The 13,940-nt window shown below is 63.9% G+C and carries 14 protein-coding genes; 10 read left to right on the forward strand and 4 right to left on the reverse strand.

Going from position 1 to position 13,940, the window contains the following annotated elements; all coding sequences use genetic code 11:
* Positions 1–10: 10 nt before the first annotated feature.
* Entirely contained in the window at positions 11–1,672 is a 1,662-nt protein-coding gene (locus tag ACREP4_RS14650; protein ID WP_431596929.1) for a fatty acid--CoA ligase, read from the forward strand.
* A gap of 77 nt (positions 1,673–1,749) precedes the next feature.
* Here the strand turns inward: ACREP4_RS14650 and ACREP4_RS14655 are convergent, their stop codons facing one another.
* The 3 genes from ACREP4_RS14655 to ACREP4_RS14665 form a co-directional block, all read right to left on the reverse strand.
* Entirely contained in the window at positions 1,750–3,435 is a 1,686-nt protein-coding gene (locus ACREP4_RS14655) for an amidohydrolase (RefSeq protein WP_431596930.1), read from the reverse strand.
* 87 nt (positions 3,436–3,522) lie between these two features.
* Positions 3,523–4,215, reverse strand: a complete 693-nt coding sequence (locus tag ACREP4_RS14660) for a glycine zipper 2TM domain-containing protein (RefSeq protein WP_431596931.1) — start codon at positions 4,213–4,215, stop codon at positions 3,523–3,525.
* 112 nt (positions 4,216–4,327) lie between these two features.
* Positions 4,328–4,762 carry an OsmC family protein gene (locus ACREP4_RS14665; protein WP_431596932.1) on the reverse strand — a complete coding sequence of 145 codons (435 nt, stop codon included), beginning with the start codon at positions 4,760–4,762 and terminating at the stop codon, positions 4,328–4,330.
* A gap of 304 nt (positions 4,763–5,066) precedes the next feature.
* On the opposite strand from ACREP4_RS14665, the gene ACREP4_RS14670 reads away from it, so the two are divergent.
* The 3 genes from ACREP4_RS14670 to ACREP4_RS14680 all read left to right on the forward strand — a co-directional run bounded on the left by ACREP4_RS14670 (position 5,067) and on the right by ACREP4_RS14680 (position 6,737).
* A complete protein-coding gene (locus tag ACREP4_RS14670) occupies positions 5,067–5,465 on the forward strand; it encodes an HU family DNA-binding protein (RefSeq protein ID WP_431596933.1) in 399 nt (132 codons plus the stop codon).
* Positions 5,466–5,753: 288 nt separating this feature from the next.
* Positions 5,754–6,059 (forward strand): DUF3861 family protein, encoded by a 306-nt coding sequence (locus ACREP4_RS14675; protein ID WP_431596934.1) that lies wholly within the window; start codon positions 5,754–5,756, stop codon positions 6,057–6,059.
* Between the two features lie 93 nt (positions 6,060–6,152).
* A complete protein-coding gene (locus tag ACREP4_RS14680; RefSeq protein WP_431596935.1) occupies positions 6,153–6,737 on the forward strand; it encodes a DUF1439 domain-containing protein in 585 nt (194 codons plus the stop codon).
* Between the two features lie 272 nt (positions 6,738–7,009).
* Here the strand turns inward: ACREP4_RS14680 and ACREP4_RS14685 are convergent, their stop codons facing one another.
* Positions 7,010–7,477, reverse strand: a complete 468-nt coding sequence (locus ACREP4_RS14685) for an SET domain-containing protein (protein ID WP_431596936.1) — start codon at positions 7,475–7,477, stop codon at positions 7,010–7,012.
* 354 nt (positions 7,478–7,831) lie between these two features.
* On the opposite strand from ACREP4_RS14685, the gene ACREP4_RS14690 reads away from it, so the two are divergent.
* The 6 genes from ACREP4_RS14690 to ACREP4_RS14715 are packed head-to-tail and all read left to right on the forward strand — an operon-like array spanning position 7,832 to position 13,528.
* Positions 7,832–8,278, forward strand: coding sequence for an SUF system Fe-S cluster assembly regulator (locus ACREP4_RS14690; protein ID WP_431596937.1), 447 nt, complete (start codon positions 7,832–7,834; stop codon positions 8,276–8,278).
* A gap of 18 nt (positions 8,279–8,296) precedes the next feature.
* Positions 8,297–9,772, forward strand: a complete 1,476-nt coding sequence (gene sufB / locus ACREP4_RS14695) for a Fe-S cluster assembly protein SufB (protein ID WP_431596938.1) — start codon at positions 8,297–8,299, stop codon at positions 9,770–9,772.
* Positions 9,769–10,179: a lysozyme inhibitor LprI family protein gene (locus tag ACREP4_RS14700; RefSeq protein ID WP_431596939.1), complete on the forward strand. Its 411-nt coding sequence runs from the start codon at positions 9,769–9,771 to the stop codon at positions 10,177–10,179. Before sufB ends, ACREP4_RS14700 begins: the two co-directional genes overlap by 4 nt.
* 36 nt (positions 10,180–10,215) lie before the next feature.
* A complete protein-coding gene (gene sufC / locus ACREP4_RS14705; RefSeq protein WP_431596940.1) occupies positions 10,216–10,980 on the forward strand; it encodes a Fe-S cluster assembly ATPase SufC in 765 nt (254 codons plus the stop codon).
* Positions 10,980–12,275, forward strand: a complete 1,296-nt coding sequence (gene sufD, locus ACREP4_RS14710; protein ID WP_431596941.1) for a Fe-S cluster assembly protein SufD — start codon at positions 10,980–10,982, stop codon at positions 12,273–12,275. Before sufC ends, sufD begins: the two co-directional genes overlap by 1 nt.
* Positions 12,272–13,528 (forward strand): cysteine desulfurase, encoded by a 1,257-nt coding sequence (locus tag ACREP4_RS14715; protein ID WP_431596942.1) that lies wholly within the window; start codon positions 12,272–12,274, stop codon positions 13,526–13,528. The genes sufD and ACREP4_RS14715 overlap by 4 nt, the downstream gene beginning before the upstream one ends.
* Positions 13,529–13,940 lie beyond the last annotated feature (412 nt).

Genomic DNA, 13,940 nt, shown 5'->3' on the forward strand with positions numbered 1-13,940 from the left:
AGGAATCTGCATGTCTTCTTCCGCATCCTCAAACCCGCCCGATCCCGGTGCCTACGCGTATCCGCTGCTGATCAAACAGCTGCTGCACACGCCGCTGGCGGTGCGCCCCGAGCAGGAAATCGTCTACGGCGATACGGTCCGCTTCAACTACCGCACCCTGCAGGCACGCATCGGCCAGTTGGCCGGTCTGCTGACATCACTGGGCGTGAAGCCCGGCGATACGGTGGCGGTGATGGATTGGGACAGCAACCGCTATCTGGAAAGCTATTTCGCAGTGCCGATGATCGGCGCGGTGCTGATGATGGTGAACATCCGCCTGGCGCCGGAACAGATCGCCTACACGCTCAACCACAGCGGCGCCCGGGTGATCCTGGCCAATCGCGAATTCCTGTCGGTGCTTGAAGGCATCCACGAACAACTGCCGGACGTGCACACCCGCATCCTGCTGGACGATGCAGGCGGCCCGCTGCCGGACGGTTTCGCAACCGAATACGAGGCGGGTCTGCGCCACGCCGAACCGGTCACCCACTTCCCCGATTTCGACGAAAACACCCGCGCCACCACGTTCTACACCACCGGCACTACCGGCCTGCCGAAGGGCGTGTACTTCAGCCACCGGCAACTGGTGCTGCACTCGCTGTCCGCGATGGCGGCGCTGGGCTCGGCGCCGTCACAAGGCCGCCTGCATCGCGATGACGTGTACATGCCGATCACGCCGATGTTCCATGTCCACGCCTGGGGCGTGCCGTACGTGGCCACGCTGATGGGCATCAAGCAGGTTTACCCGGGCCGCTACGTTCCTGCGCGGCTGCTGGAGTTGATCCGGCGCGAGAAGGTGACGTTCTCGCACTGTGTGCCGACCATCCTGCATATGCTGCTGAGCGATGCCACCGCCGCCAATACCGACCTGCGCGGCTGGAAAGTCATCATCGGTGGCGCGGCGCTGCCGCGTGCATTGGCGCAGCAGGCGCTGGCGCGCGGCATCGACATCTTTGGCGGCTATGGCATGTCCGAAACCTGCCCCGTGCTGACCCTTGCCCAGATCGACGCCGAGGCATTGGCCGGAACCGACGAGGAACTGTCGCTGCGGACCAAGGCCGGCATCCCGATACCGCTGGTGGATCTGCGCATCGTCGATGAGGACATGAACGACGTCGCACACGACGGCAATGCCACCGGCGAAGTCGTGGTGCGTGCGCCCTGGCTCACCCAAGGCTATCTGCACAACCCGGACGCCTCCACTGCATTGTGGGCCGGCGGCTATCTGCATACCGGCGACATCGGCAACATCGACACGGGCGGCTATCTGCGCGTGACCGACCGCATCAAGGACGTCATCAAAACCGGCGGCGAATGGATTTCCTCACTGGCGCTGGAAGACATCATCGCGATGCATCCGGCCGTCAACGAGGTCGCGGTGATCGGCATCGCCGACGAAAAATGGGGCGAACGCCCGCTGCCATTGGTGGTCAAGCATGCCGGCAGCGAGGTAACCGAAGCCGAGATCATCGAACTGGTCGCCGCCCGCAGCCGCTCCGGCGACATTTCCCGCTATGCGATTCCCGAGCGGGTCCGGTTTGTCGATGCAATCGAACGCACCAGCGTCGGCAAGATCAACAAGAAGAAGCTGCGCAGCCTGCACGATCTGGCTGCGGATAAAAACTCCGCCTGACCGCAGAAGAACCGTGCTGCCTCACGCAGCAGGACGGGAATCCCATCCTGCTGCGCCGATCCAAACCACGCCGCGCTTTACCCCTCCGGCGTAGCCGCTGCCTTGTAAACCAGCTCACCGTCCACCCAGGTCGACAGCACCTTCAGCTCGTCCAACTGGTCGGCGGCCACTTTCAGCGGGTCGTGATCGAGCACCACGAAGTCCGCGCGCAGCCCGCGCTGCAACTTGCCAACCTGGGCTTCATCATGGCCCGCCCAGGCCGCATCGCTGGTAAAACCACGCAGCGCTTCTTCGGCGCTCAAGCGCTGCTCCGGTTGCCAACCACCCGGCGGCTGACCGTCGCGGTCCTGGCGGGTCACTGCTGCATACAGGCCCAGCCGTGGGTCAACCTGCTCGACCGGGAAATCCGAGCCCAGCGCCAAACGTGCGCCGCTGTGCAGATAACGCTGCCAGGCGTACGCGCCCTTGACCCGCTCCGGCCCGACCCGCTGTTCGGCCCAGCCCATGTCGGAAGTTGCGTGGGTCGGCTGCATCGAGGCGATCACGCCCAACCCGGCGAAGCGCGGGATGTCCTCCAGCGACACCACCTGTGCGTGCTCCACGCGCCAGCGGTGGTCATTGCCCTTGTGTGCGCCCAGCACCTTTTCGTAGGTATCCAGCACGATGCGGTTGCCGCGATCGCCGATGGCATGCGTGGCCACCTGCACCTTGCAGCCGTCGGCCTTGCGCACCGCCACTTCAAAATCGGCCGGCGACGTCACCAGCAGGCCCCGGTTGTGCGGGTCGTCGCTGTAGTCGGTCAGCATCGCCGCGCCCCGGCTGCCGAGTGCGCCGTCCATGAACAATTTGACGCCGTGCATCTGCAGGCGGCCACCGGCGTGGGTATAGAGACCGTTTTTGCAGAGGTCATCCAGCGCGCCCTCATTGCCGTTGGCATACGCATCAATGCGCAGCGGCAGCTTGCCTTCATCGGCCAGCCGCTTCATCAGCGCCAGATCCTCGCGCGACACACCCATGTCATGCACGCCGGTCAAACCGTTGCTCACCGCCGCCTGCAATGCGGCCAGCAAGCGCTTCTCGCGCGCGGCTTCCTGCAGCGGCGGAATATGCGAACGAACCAGCGTTGACGCACCATCCACCAGCACGCCGGTCGGTTTGCCGGCGGCATCGCGCACGATGCGCCCGCCTTCCGGCTGCCAATCGCCACTGAGCGATTTACCGCCCTTCTCCGCGATGCGGATCGCCGCGCTGTTGACCCAGCCGGCGTGACCATCGACGCGATCCAAGTACAACGGCCGCTCCGGGAACGCCGCATCCAGGTCGGCCACGGTCGGGAACGCGGTGTCTTCCCAGTGATTCTGATCCCAGCCACGGCCCAGCAGCCATTCGCCCGGCGCCAGGTCCTTTTCAAATGCCTGCAACCGCGCGACCACTTCAGCGCGGCTGCGCGCACCGGACAGGTCCGCCTGCGCCAGCGAATCGCCGAGGTAGACCAGATGCGCATGGGCGTCGATCAAGCCCGGCACCACGGTCGCCTCACCGGCGTCGATGCGCGGCGCGTCGGGATAGAGCTGCAACATGGCCTCGGCGCTGCCCACATCCAGCACACGACCGCTGCGGGTGTCCCAGGCCAGCGCACCGGCCACGGGTTGGGCGGCATCGCCGGTACGGATGGTATCGGCCACCAGCACCCGCACCTCGGCGTGGGCCGGGTTCAACAGCAGGCAAGGAAGCAACAGGGCAAGACTGGCGACACGACGCATGCAGGCACTCCCAAACAGGATGTGCGGCGACTATGCCGTCATCGCGCAGGCGTGACAAACCACAAAGGTGCGGATGCGACCGGCGGATCAGTCGGCACTGACGTCCACGCGCACCCGGATGCGCTCGCCGGGGTGGTAATCGCGGCGGGTGTGGTACTCGCGGCCAGCGTATTCGTAAGTGACGTCATAGCCATCCACGCGCTCACTCTCGCTGCCATAGCCGCTTGGCTCACACACGCGCACATCGCCACGGCGGTAATCCTGGGTGCGGTTGTTGGCCTCGTAGATGGCCCGGCCCGCGGCACCGCCGGCCAGCGTGCCGACCGCCGTACCGATGTAGCGGCCATCACCGCCACCGATCTGGCTGCCCAGCACCGCGCCGGCCAACCCGCCGATCACCGTGGCGATCTGCCGCCCGGTGTCGGTGCCCTGCCGGTAGCTGCCGTCGTCATAGCCACGGTCTGCATAGCCATCATTGCGATAGCCGTCGTTGCGATAACCGTTGCCGTTGTTGCCCTGGACATAGTCGCCATCACTGCGCTGGTAGCAACGCTCGTAGCTGCCCTGGTTGCCGCCAACGATGATCGGATCCACCCGCATCACGCGTGCGTAGTCGTAGGTGGGGCCGTTGTTGTTCTGGGCGTTGCCCGGGCGGTACTGGCCATCGTCATAGCGCGGATCGGGCCGGTACTGGCCATCGTCGTAACGTTGGGCCGAGGCGTTGAAAGCGGTCAATCCGCCCAGGATCAGAACACCGGCAAGAGGCAGCGAACGAAGCATGGCGGAAGGTTCACTCAGCGTGGTTGGAATGTGGCGATGCTCGGGCGCACCAGGTGAAACCACCCTGAACCGGACGGGCCGGCCATTGCGGCCCGCCCGTCCGGCGCGTGAATCAGGCGGAAAACTCGGTTTCCAGGCTGACCGGTACCGCACTGAGTGCCTTGGACACCGGGCAGTTCTGCTTGGCGTCATCGGCCAATGCGCGGAACTTGGCTTCGTCCAGTCCCGGCACAACGGCTTTTACCTTGAGCCGGATCTGCGAGAACTGCGGCCCGCCTTCCATCGACAGGTCGACATCGGCGCGGGTATCCAGCGAGGTCGGCGGGAACCCGGCTTCGCTCAACTTGGCCGACAGCGCCATGGTGAAGCAGCCGGCATGCGCGGCAGCGATCAGTTCTTCCGGATTGGTGCCCTTCTCATCGCCAAAGCGGCTGTTGAAGGCGTAGCGCGTGTTCTCCATCAAGCCGCTTTGCGGCGTGCTCAAACGGCCCTGACCGGACTTCAGATCCCCTTCCCAATGTGCAGTGGCGTGGCGCGAAATACCCATGGAACGACTCCTGTTGATAGACACCGGGCCAGCGTAGACCAGCGGGTGTTAGCGCATTGTGCGGTGCGGCGGGTACACGGCCTGCGCAAACGGACACACCATGACAAGCCGCTGCAAAGCAGCGCAGAACCGCTGTTTTTGTGACACTTTCGCCATCCATGCGGGACGACAAGGTGCTCAGAAGCAATTTTTATGGGCTTTTTTGTCGATTGCCTATTGGCGGCATGCAATTCATGCCCTACATTTCGCTTGCCGACGGGGTCGGCACGACCAAACAACCAACCGTTCAATGGAACAGGAAATCATGGCAAAGATCGCTAAAAAGGCTGCCCCGAAAAAGGCAGTGAAGAAAGTCGCCACCAAGGCCGCCGCAAAGCCGGCCGCACCGAAGCCGATCAAGGAAGCCCTGACCAAGTCGGGTCTGGTTGCACACATCGCCGAAGCCACCAGCGTTGCTGCCAAGGACGTGCGCGCTGTGTTCGCCGCCCTGGAAGGCGCCGTGGCCGCTTCGATCAACAAGAAGGGCGCTGGCAGCTTCACCCTGCCGGGCCTGCTGAAGATCACCACCGTCAGCGTTGCTGCCAAGCCGAAGCGCAAGGGCATCAACCCGTTCACCAAGGAAGAGCAGTGGTTTGCCGCCAAGCCGGCCACCACCAAGCTGAAGGTTCGTCCGCTCAAGAAGCTCAAGGACGCCGCGCTCTAATCAGCGCGCCCCTTGTGGCGAACCAGACGGGACGGCATTGCCGTCCCGTTTTTTTTGCCCGCTTTTTTATGGAACGCCCGGCCATTGACGGCGGCGGCATTAGCTGGAACGGCCTGCCGAGCAAAGCTCGGCACTACATTGGCAAGTGCCGGAAACGCTCCCATGGGCCGCTGCGTTCCACCGGCAACGCCGCGAAAACACTGGAACACAGCGTGTTGGTTCAACGCCTCGTACCGGCGCGGAGGCGGGCCTATGGTGACAGTCCTCCCCCAACGTCCCGATGCCGCCATGACCCACAGCAAGCATCGCTATCGCATCAGCGTCACTCCCATCGAAACCGACGGCCAGCAATGCAGCGGCCGCTGCAGCATCGAATTCGAGCAGCACAGCCAACACAGCTGGATGCGCGAATTTGAAGCGGCCCAGCGTCTGCGCCGGCTGTCCTGCAACGACGACGCCAGCCTGGTCGTGGTCACCGGCCTGCTCACCGGCCTGGCCGACGCCTCAACGCGCGCCGAGAGTCCCTTGGCCACGCTACAACCGGAGCTGGATCAGCTGCTGCGCAAACTGCACGGGCTGCGCAGCAAAGCGTGAACCGCGGTTGGCGGTGTTGCATCGCCACTAACTGAGCATTCACCGGTTCCGGTTATCGTGCGCATCTTCCCGCCATTGTTGCGAGCCGCTCCGATGAACCTGCGCCACCTGATCCTGCCCGCCATCGCCTGCGTGGCCCTGGCCACCACCGCCCACGCCGCACCGCAGGTGCAAGGCCGGCAATTGACGGTAGGCGCTGCCGACGTGCAGCAATACCTGGACGGCAGCTTCCCGCGCACGCAGAAAGCACTTGGCGGCCTGCTCGCACTCACCGTCAGCCAACCGCACCTGACCTTGCCGAAGGGCAGCCGTTTGGACCTGGGCTTTGATCTGGCAATGGCCGCTGGCGGCTCATCGATGCCGGTCGGCAACGTGCAGATCAGCAGCGGCCTGCGCTACAACCCGCAGACGCAGGGCTTCCACCTGGACCAGCCGACGGTCGACAACTTCCGCCCGGCAATGGCCGGTGGCGAAATCGACTCCAGCACCCGCAGCCTGCTCAACAGCTGGCTGGCCGATTACGCGCGCCGCGAGCCGATCTACAAGATCGACCCCGCCATCGCCAAAGTGATGGGCGTCCTGCAGGTGCAGTCGGTAGGCATCGAAAACGGCCGCATCGCGGTGACCTTCAACCAGAACCTGGGCAGCTTTGTGCCGCAGGGATTGTTGGGGAACTGATCGGAAGCGGGGATTGTGGGAACGGGGATTGGGGAATAACGGCATGGTGCGGACTTGATGCCTGCTGCACGATCATTCCCCGCTTGAAGTGCTGGGAATGGGGAACTGGGATTGGGGAATGACACTGCACTGAGGATTCAACACCTCGCGCACCCTCATTCCCTATTCCCTATTCCCCAATCCCTGCTCCCCGCTCCAATGACACCGCAATGAGGGCTCAACACCCCACGCACCCTCATTCCCCGCTCCCCAACCCCCGCTCCCCGCTCAAATCAGCGCTTCGGCTGCAGCATGGTGCCGGTGCACTTGGGCGAGCCGCAGCGGCATTCCCAGATCTTCTTCAGGCGCGCGGTGTGGCGCTCGGCCAGGGTGATGCCGTAGTTGTAGGTCAGCTCTTCGCCCGGCTGGATGTCACGCACCGCTTCGATGAACACCTTGTCGGCGGTGCGGTCGTCGCCTTCCATTTCTTCGATCATCGCCTCGCAGTTCGGGTCGCAGCTGTGGTTGATCCAGCGTGCGTCGTTGCCCTTGTGGTTGGCGTCGATGACGTACTCATCGTTGAGCGTGAACAGGAAGGTGTGTCCGCTTTCCACGTCACCGGTGTCGTCGGCGTCCACTTCCTCGTGGCTCCGGCGCTTGCCCTTGTACTCGATGACGCGCTCGCCCTTCTTGATGGCTGCCAGCGAAAACACGCCGTTGCCGTGGATGGCGGATTTGCGCGCCTGGATCTTCTTGGGCATGTATCTGACCGGAACTTGAGGGAAGTCAGGGATTCTCGCCGATGAAGGCGTACAACCCAAGTGGGGATTGAGGAAAGGCCGGGATGGGGGATTGGGGATTTGCAAAGGCACAGCTGCGCTGCTTCCCCTCTCCTGCCTTCGGCATCCCGCTCCGCGCCCCGGCTTCGCGCAGCTGCGATCCAGTGGATCGCAGGCCACCTGCGTTCACCCCGCAAGGGGAGAGGAGAAGTGCAACAGCCCGCTCCTGCCAATCCCGCATCCCCAACCCCACCCTCCCCACCTGAACAGGAAAACTTGGACCTGACGCCGGCAAAGCGTACAATTTTGGTCCGCATTGATTACCCCACTGCCAAAATGCTCCGCGTCACCAAACTCACCGATTACGCAACCGTTGTCATGACCGTGCTCGCTGCGCGGCCGGGCGAGGTGTTGAGTGCGACCGAGTTGGCTGAAGCGGCCGGGCTGGAACCGCCGACCGTCAGCAAGCTGCTCAAACCGCTGGCCCAGGCCGGACTGGTGGAAGGCCTGCGCGGTGTGCGCGGTGGCTACCGCCTGACCCGCCCGGCCAATGAAATCACCCTGATCGAGATCGTCGAGGCAATGGAAGGCCCGCTGGCGATCACCGAATGCAGCCAGGGCGAGAGTCATTGCGGCATTGCCAGCCAATGCGGCGTGCGCTCGAACTGGCGGCTCATCAACGACGTTGTCAGCGACGCCCTGCGCGCGGTCACCCTCGCCCAGATGCTGCACCCCTTACCGCTTGCCGACCGTCGCCGCATCAGCGTCGACGTCGTCTCCTGAACCACAGTAGGCAGCCCCATGGCCACCGAAACCATTGAAAACGTCGGCATTGCCGACACTCCGAACCGTGAGATCCACGAACAGCTGGGTCGCAAGTACGAAGCGGGCTTTGTCACCAATATCGAGGCCGATTCCTTCGCGCCCGGGCTGGACGAGGATGTCATCCGCGCTCTGTCGGCCAAGAAGGAAGAGCCGGAATGGATGACGCAGTGGCGCCTGGACGCCTACCGTCACTTCCTGACCATGCAGCAGCCCAACTGGGCCAAGCTGGAGATCGAACCGATCGATCTGCAGGCGCTGAGCTACTTCTCCGCACCCAAGGGTCCGAAGTACCAGTCGCTGGACGAGGTGCCGAAGGAACTGCTGGACACCTACGACAAGCTCGGCGTGCCGCTGCATGAGCGCGCAAAGCTGGCCGGCGTGGCCGTGGATGCGGTGTTCGACTCGGTCTCCGTCGGCACCACCTTCCGCAAGGAACTGGCCGAGAAGGGCGTGATCTTCTGCTCGATCTCCGAAGCCATCCGCGAATACCCCGAGCTGGTGCGCAAGTACCTGGGCTCGGTGGTGCCGGTGGGCGACAACTATTTCGCCGCGCTCAACTCGGCCGTGTTTTCCGACGGCAGCTTTGTGTTCGTGCCTGCAGGCGTGCGCAGCCCGATGGAGCTGAGCACCTATTTCCGCATCAACGCCAGCAACACCGGTCAGTTCGAGCGCACTTTGATCATCTGCGAGGACAAGGCCTACGTGTCTTACCTGGAAGGCTGCACCGCGCCGATGCGCGATGAAAACCAGCTGCACGCGGCCGTGGTCGAGCTGGTGGCGCTGGAAGATGCCGAGATCAAGTATTCGACCGTGCAGAACTGGTACCCGGGCGATGAAAACGGCGTCGGCGGCATCTACAACTTCGTCACCAAGCGTGCCGAATGCCGTGGCGCACGCTCCAAAGTGACCTGGACGCAGGTGGAAACCGGTTCGGCCATCACCTGGAAGTACCCGTCCTGCGTGCTGCTGGGCGACGACTCGGTGGGCGAGTTCCACTCGGTGGCGCTGACCCATCACCGCCAGCAGGCCGACACCGGCACCAAGATGATCCACGTCGGCAAGCGCACCAAGAGCAAGATCATTTCCAAGGGCATCAGCGCCGGCCGTGGCCAGAACACCTATCGCGGCCTGGTCAAGGTGGCTGCCGGTGCCGATGGCGCGCGCAACTACACCCAGTGCGATTCGCTGCTGATCGGCAAGAAGTGCGGCGCGCACACCTTCCCCTATATCGAAGTGAAGAACCCCAGCGCGACGGTCGAGCACGAAGCCACCACGTCGAAGATTTCCGACGACCAGATGTTCTATTGCCGCACCCGTGGCATCGACCAGGAAAACGCGGTGTCGATGATCGTCGATGGCTTCTGCAAACAGGTGTTCAGGGAGTTGCCCATGGAATTCGCAGTCGAAGCCAAGAAGCTGTTGGAAGTGTCGCTTGAAGGGTCGGTCGGATGAGCCGCCTGTCACTGCTCCTGCTGGCCTTGTTGCCGGTCGCCGCCTCTGCCGCATCGCCCGGCAAGGCGTGTGACGACGCGCGCACCCAGTTGGATATCAACGAATGCGCCGCGCACGACGCCCAGGCTGCAGACACCGAACTCAATGCCGTGTACCGGCAGGTGATGCAGCAGTTGCAGGGCCAGCCGGTCGCCATCGAGAAACTGCGTGCGGCCCAGCGTTTGTGGGTTCCGCTGCGCGATGCTGACGTCGAAGCGCGTTACCCGGTCGGCAAGGACGAGGACCCGCGCATGCTTTACGGCTCGATGTACCCGATGTTGCATTCCGCCGCCAAGGCCGAACTCACCCGGCAGCGCACCCACTGGTTGCGCGCCACCTTCATCGACCGCGCTGAAGGCGATCTCTGATCGCTCCGCTCCCCACTTATTGAAGACCCCACTCTCATGCTGAAGATCGAAAACCTCCACGCAAGCATCGGCGACAAGGAAATTCTCAAGGGCCTGTCGCTGGACGTGAAGCCGGGCGAAGTCCACGCCATCATGGGCCCCAACGGCGCCGGCAAATCCACGCTGGGCAATGTGCTCGCGGGCCGCGAAGGCTACGACGTCACCGAAGGCACCGTGCAGTTCGAGGGCAATGGCCTGCTGGATCTGGCGCCGGAAGAACGCGCCGCTGCGGGTTTGTTCCTGGCGTTCCAGTACCCGGTGGAAATCCCCGGCGTGAACAACACCTACTTCCTGCGCGCCGCGCTCAACGCACAGCGCAAGGCGCGCGGCGAGGAAGAACTGGATTCAATGCAGTTCCTGAAGCTGGTGCGGCAGAAGCTGGCCGTGCTGCACCTGAAGGACGAACTGCTGCACCGTGGCGTCAACGAAGGCTTCTCCGGCGGTGAGAAGAAACGCAACGAGATTTTCCAGCTGGCCGTGCTGGAGCCGAAGCTGGCGATCCTGGACGAAACCGATTCAGGCCTGGACATCGATGCACTGAAGAGCGTGGCTGACGGCGTCAACGCACTGCGTTCGCCGGAGCGTTCCTTCCTGGTCATCACCCATTACCAGCGCCTGCTCGACTACATCAAGCCGGACGTGGTGCACGTGCTGGCCGAAGGCCGCATCGTCAAGACTGGCGGCCCGGAACTGGCGCTGGAACTGGAAGCACACGGTTATGACTTCCTGAAGGACCGCGTGGTCCGCGAGGCGGCAAAGTAATGAGTGCCCTGCTCGATTCGTTACGCGAGTCCTTCGCAACTGCCCGCACATCCATGTGCGGGGATTCAACGAACATCGCCGAACGGGAAGCGATTCTTGAGGCCGCGCTGAAGACCGGCCTGCCGGGTGCGCGCAGCGAAGCGTGGAAGTACACCTCGCTGCGTCAGCTCGAACGCCGCAGCTTCAGTGCCGCGCCGCTGCAGGCGCCGGCCATCGACGACGCGCTGCTGGCCGACATTCCGATGCCGCGCCTGGTATTCGTCAACGGTCGCCTGAGTGACGCGCACAGCGATCTGTCCGGCGTCGATGCCGGCGTGCAGGTGCGCACGCTGTCTGCCGTCAAGGAACAGGAGCCCGAAGCGACACGTTTCCTCGGCCGCCGCTTCAACCGCGACGAAGAAGTGTTCGCGCAGCTCAACGCTGCGCTCGCTGATGAAGGCGTGCTGGTGCAGGTGGAAGCCGGCATTCACAGCGTCACGCCGTTGCACCTGGTGTTTGTCAGCACCGCCGACGAAACCGACCGTGTCTGGCATCACCGTCATTTCATCGAGCTGCGTCGTGGCGCCTCGCTGGGGCTGGTGGAACACCACCTGCACAACGGCGACAGCGCCAACTTCGACAACACCCTGGTTCACGTCCACCTTGCGCAGGACGCCGTGCTCTCGCACGCCCGTGTGCAGGCCGACAGCGCGCGCATGACCCGTTTGCTGCGTACCGATGCCGTGCTCGCCCGCGATGCACAGTACCGCCGCATTGACCTGGAACTGGGTGCCGCACTCAGCCGTCACGAGTTGAACGTGCGATTGGAAGGCGACAACGCCAAGCTCACCGCCAATGGCGTGCTGCTGGGCACCGGCCGTCGCCATATCGATACGCGCCTGGGCATCGAGCACATTGCCCGCGATACCAGCGCCGAGCTGGTGTGGCGTGGCGTGGCGGCCAACCGCAGCCGCGTGGTGTTCCATGGCGGCATCAACATCCGCGAAGGTGCCGACGGCACCGATGCGAATCTGTCCAACAAGAACCTGCTGTTGTCCGCTGATGCCGAAATCGACACCCAGCCGACGCTGGTGATCGATGCCGACGAAGTCAAGGCCGCACACGGCGCGACGGTCGGTCAGCTCGATGCCAATGCGTTGTTCTACCTGCGCTCGCGTGGCGTGCCGTCCGAACAGGCGCGCGCGATGTTGAGCGCGGCGTTCTGCCACGAACCGCTGGCGGCCGTGGAAGGCATCCTCACCGAGAAGCTGGCCCGCCACCTGGACCAGGCATTGCAACAAGCAGGCATGGCATGAACCTCTCTTCCCCGCGCCCGATCCTGCCTCCGGCCACCGCTCCCGACTGGGAGCGCGTGCGCGCCGATTTCCCGCTGCTGATGCGCGAAGTCAACGGCAAGCCACTGGTGTATTTCGACAACGCCAACACCTCGCAGAAACCGCTGCCGGTGATCGGCGCGGTGGATGAGTTCTACCGCCGCTACAACGCCAACGTGAGCCGCGCGGTGCACGCGCTGGGCACCGAGGCCACCGACGCTTACGAAGGTGCGCGCACCAAGTTGGCCCGCTTCCTCAACGTGCGCGGCGACGAGCTGGTGCTGTGCAGCGGCACCACGTTCGCGATCAATCTGGTGGCGTATTCGTGGGCGCTGCCGCGCTTGAAGACCCGCGATGTGATTCTGGTCTCGCGCATGGAGCACCACGCCAACATCGTGCCGTGGCAGTTGGTCGCCCAGCGCACCGGCGCCACTATCCGCGTGGCCGAGATCCTCCCGGACGGCAGCCTGGACATGGACGCGCTGCATGCGGCCATGACCCCGGACGTGAAACTGCTGGCGCTGACCCACGTTTCCAACGTGCTGGGCACCATCAACCCGGTCCGCGAAATCTGCCGCGAGGCGCGCAAGCGCGGCATCGTCACCTTGATTGACGGCTCGCAGGCGGCACCGCATTTGAGCGTGGACGTGGCCGCCATCGGCTGCGACTTCTACGCGATCACCGGCCACAAGATGTGCGGCCCGACCGGCACCGGCGCACTGTGGGCACGGCGCGAACTGCTGCAGGAAATGCCGCCATTCATCGGTGGCGGCGAGATGATCAAGGAAGTCAGCTTCGACGGCACCGTGTTCAACGACGCCCCGCACAAGTTTGAAGCCGGCACGCCGAACATCTCCGGTTTCGTCGGTCTGGGCGTGGCCGTGGATTATCTCGAAGCACTGGGCCGTGAGCACATCGAAGCGCGCGAGCAGGAACTGCTGGCGCACTTCACTGAAGAACTGCAACGCGTGGAAGGCGTGCGCATCTTCGGCACGACGCCACACAAGGCGGCGGTGGTGTCCTTCCAGGTGGAAGGCGCGCATTCGCACGACCTGGCCACCCTGCTCGACCTGCAGGGCGTGGCCGTGCGTTCCGGCCAGCACTGCGCGCACCCGCTGCTGCAGTACTACGGCGTCGCTGCAACGTGCCGCGCCTCGCTCGCGTTCTACAACACCCATGAAGAGATCGAATCCTTCATGGTCGCGTTGAAGAAAGTGCGCACGCTACTGGGCTGATTCACCGCGCTCAAGCAGGAATAAAAAACGCCGTGGCTTTGCTGCGGCGTTTTTTTGCGCGCGAAACCGCTTTTGTAGCCCGGGTAAGCGCAGCGCACCCGGGAAGCACGCAAAGCCTCCGTAGGCGGGGATGAAATCCCAGCGTTCAAGCAGAGATGAAACAAGAACCACGCGGACTTCCATCCCAGCCTACGCACCTGATGCAACGCGCCATTCCCAACACAAACCCCGGGTGCGCGGTACTTACCCGGGCTACGCGATTTTCAAGAAAAAGCGTCGTGGCTGATTCAAAAATGGACGCCGAACAACGACGGCAACCCGCATGACCCCAATCCCCATCCCAGCAGCGATCACGATCCGAAACAGCAACCGCTGCGTAACGGGCTCAGCATTCGCACAGCAACACGGATTA

The organism is Stenotrophomonas sp., from assembly GCF_050737575.1.
Taxonomy (GTDB): Bacteria; Pseudomonadota; Gammaproteobacteria; order Xanthomonadales; family Xanthomonadaceae; genus Stenotrophomonas.

What these genes read in the sequence shown, in the direction of transcription:
- ACREP4_RS14650 (WP_431596929.1), top strand. Translation starts at nt 11, where the DNA reads ATGTCTTCTTCCGCATCCTCAAACCCGCCCGATCCCGGTGCCTACGCG.
- ACREP4_RS14655 (WP_431596930.1), bottom strand. Translation starts at nt 3,435, where the DNA reads ATGCGTCGTGTCGCCAGTCTTGCCCTGTTGCTTCCTTGCCTGCTGTTG.
- ACREP4_RS14660 (WP_431596931.1), bottom strand. Translation starts at nt 4,215, where the DNA reads ATGCTTCGTTCGCTGCCTCTTGCCGGTGTTCTGATCCTGGGCGGATTG.
- ACREP4_RS14665 (WP_431596932.1), bottom strand. Translation starts at nt 4,762, where the DNA reads ATGGGTATTTCGCGCCACGCCACTGCACATTGGGAAGGGGATCTGAAG.
- ACREP4_RS14670 (WP_431596933.1), top strand. Translation starts at nt 5,067, where the DNA reads ATGGCAAAGATCGCTAAAAAGGCTGCCCCGAAAAAGGCAGTGAAGAAA.
- ACREP4_RS14675 (WP_431596934.1), top strand. Translation starts at nt 5,754, where the DNA reads ATGACCCACAGCAAGCATCGCTATCGCATCAGCGTCACTCCCATCGAA.
- ACREP4_RS14680 (WP_431596935.1), top strand. Translation starts at nt 6,153, where the DNA reads ATGAACCTGCGCCACCTGATCCTGCCCGCCATCGCCTGCGTGGCCCTG.
- ACREP4_RS14685 (WP_431596936.1), bottom strand. Translation starts at nt 7,477, where the DNA reads ATGCCCAAGAAGATCCAGGCGCGCAAATCCGCCATCCACGGCAACGGC.
- ACREP4_RS14690 (WP_431596937.1), top strand. Translation starts at nt 7,832, where the DNA reads ATGCTCCGCGTCACCAAACTCACCGATTACGCAACCGTTGTCATGACC.
- sufB (WP_431596938.1), top strand. Translation starts at nt 8,297, where the DNA reads ATGGCCACCGAAACCATTGAAAACGTCGGCATTGCCGACACTCCGAAC.
- ACREP4_RS14700 (WP_431596939.1), top strand. Translation starts at nt 9,769, where the DNA reads ATGAGCCGCCTGTCACTGCTCCTGCTGGCCTTGTTGCCGGTCGCCGCC.
- sufC (WP_431596940.1), top strand. Translation starts at nt 10,216, where the DNA reads ATGCTGAAGATCGAAAACCTCCACGCAAGCATCGGCGACAAGGAAATT.
- sufD (WP_431596941.1), top strand. Translation starts at nt 10,980, where the DNA reads ATGAGTGCCCTGCTCGATTCGTTACGCGAGTCCTTCGCAACTGCCCGC.
- ACREP4_RS14715 (WP_431596942.1), top strand. Translation starts at nt 12,272, where the DNA reads ATGAACCTCTCTTCCCCGCGCCCGATCCTGCCTCCGGCCACCGCTCCC.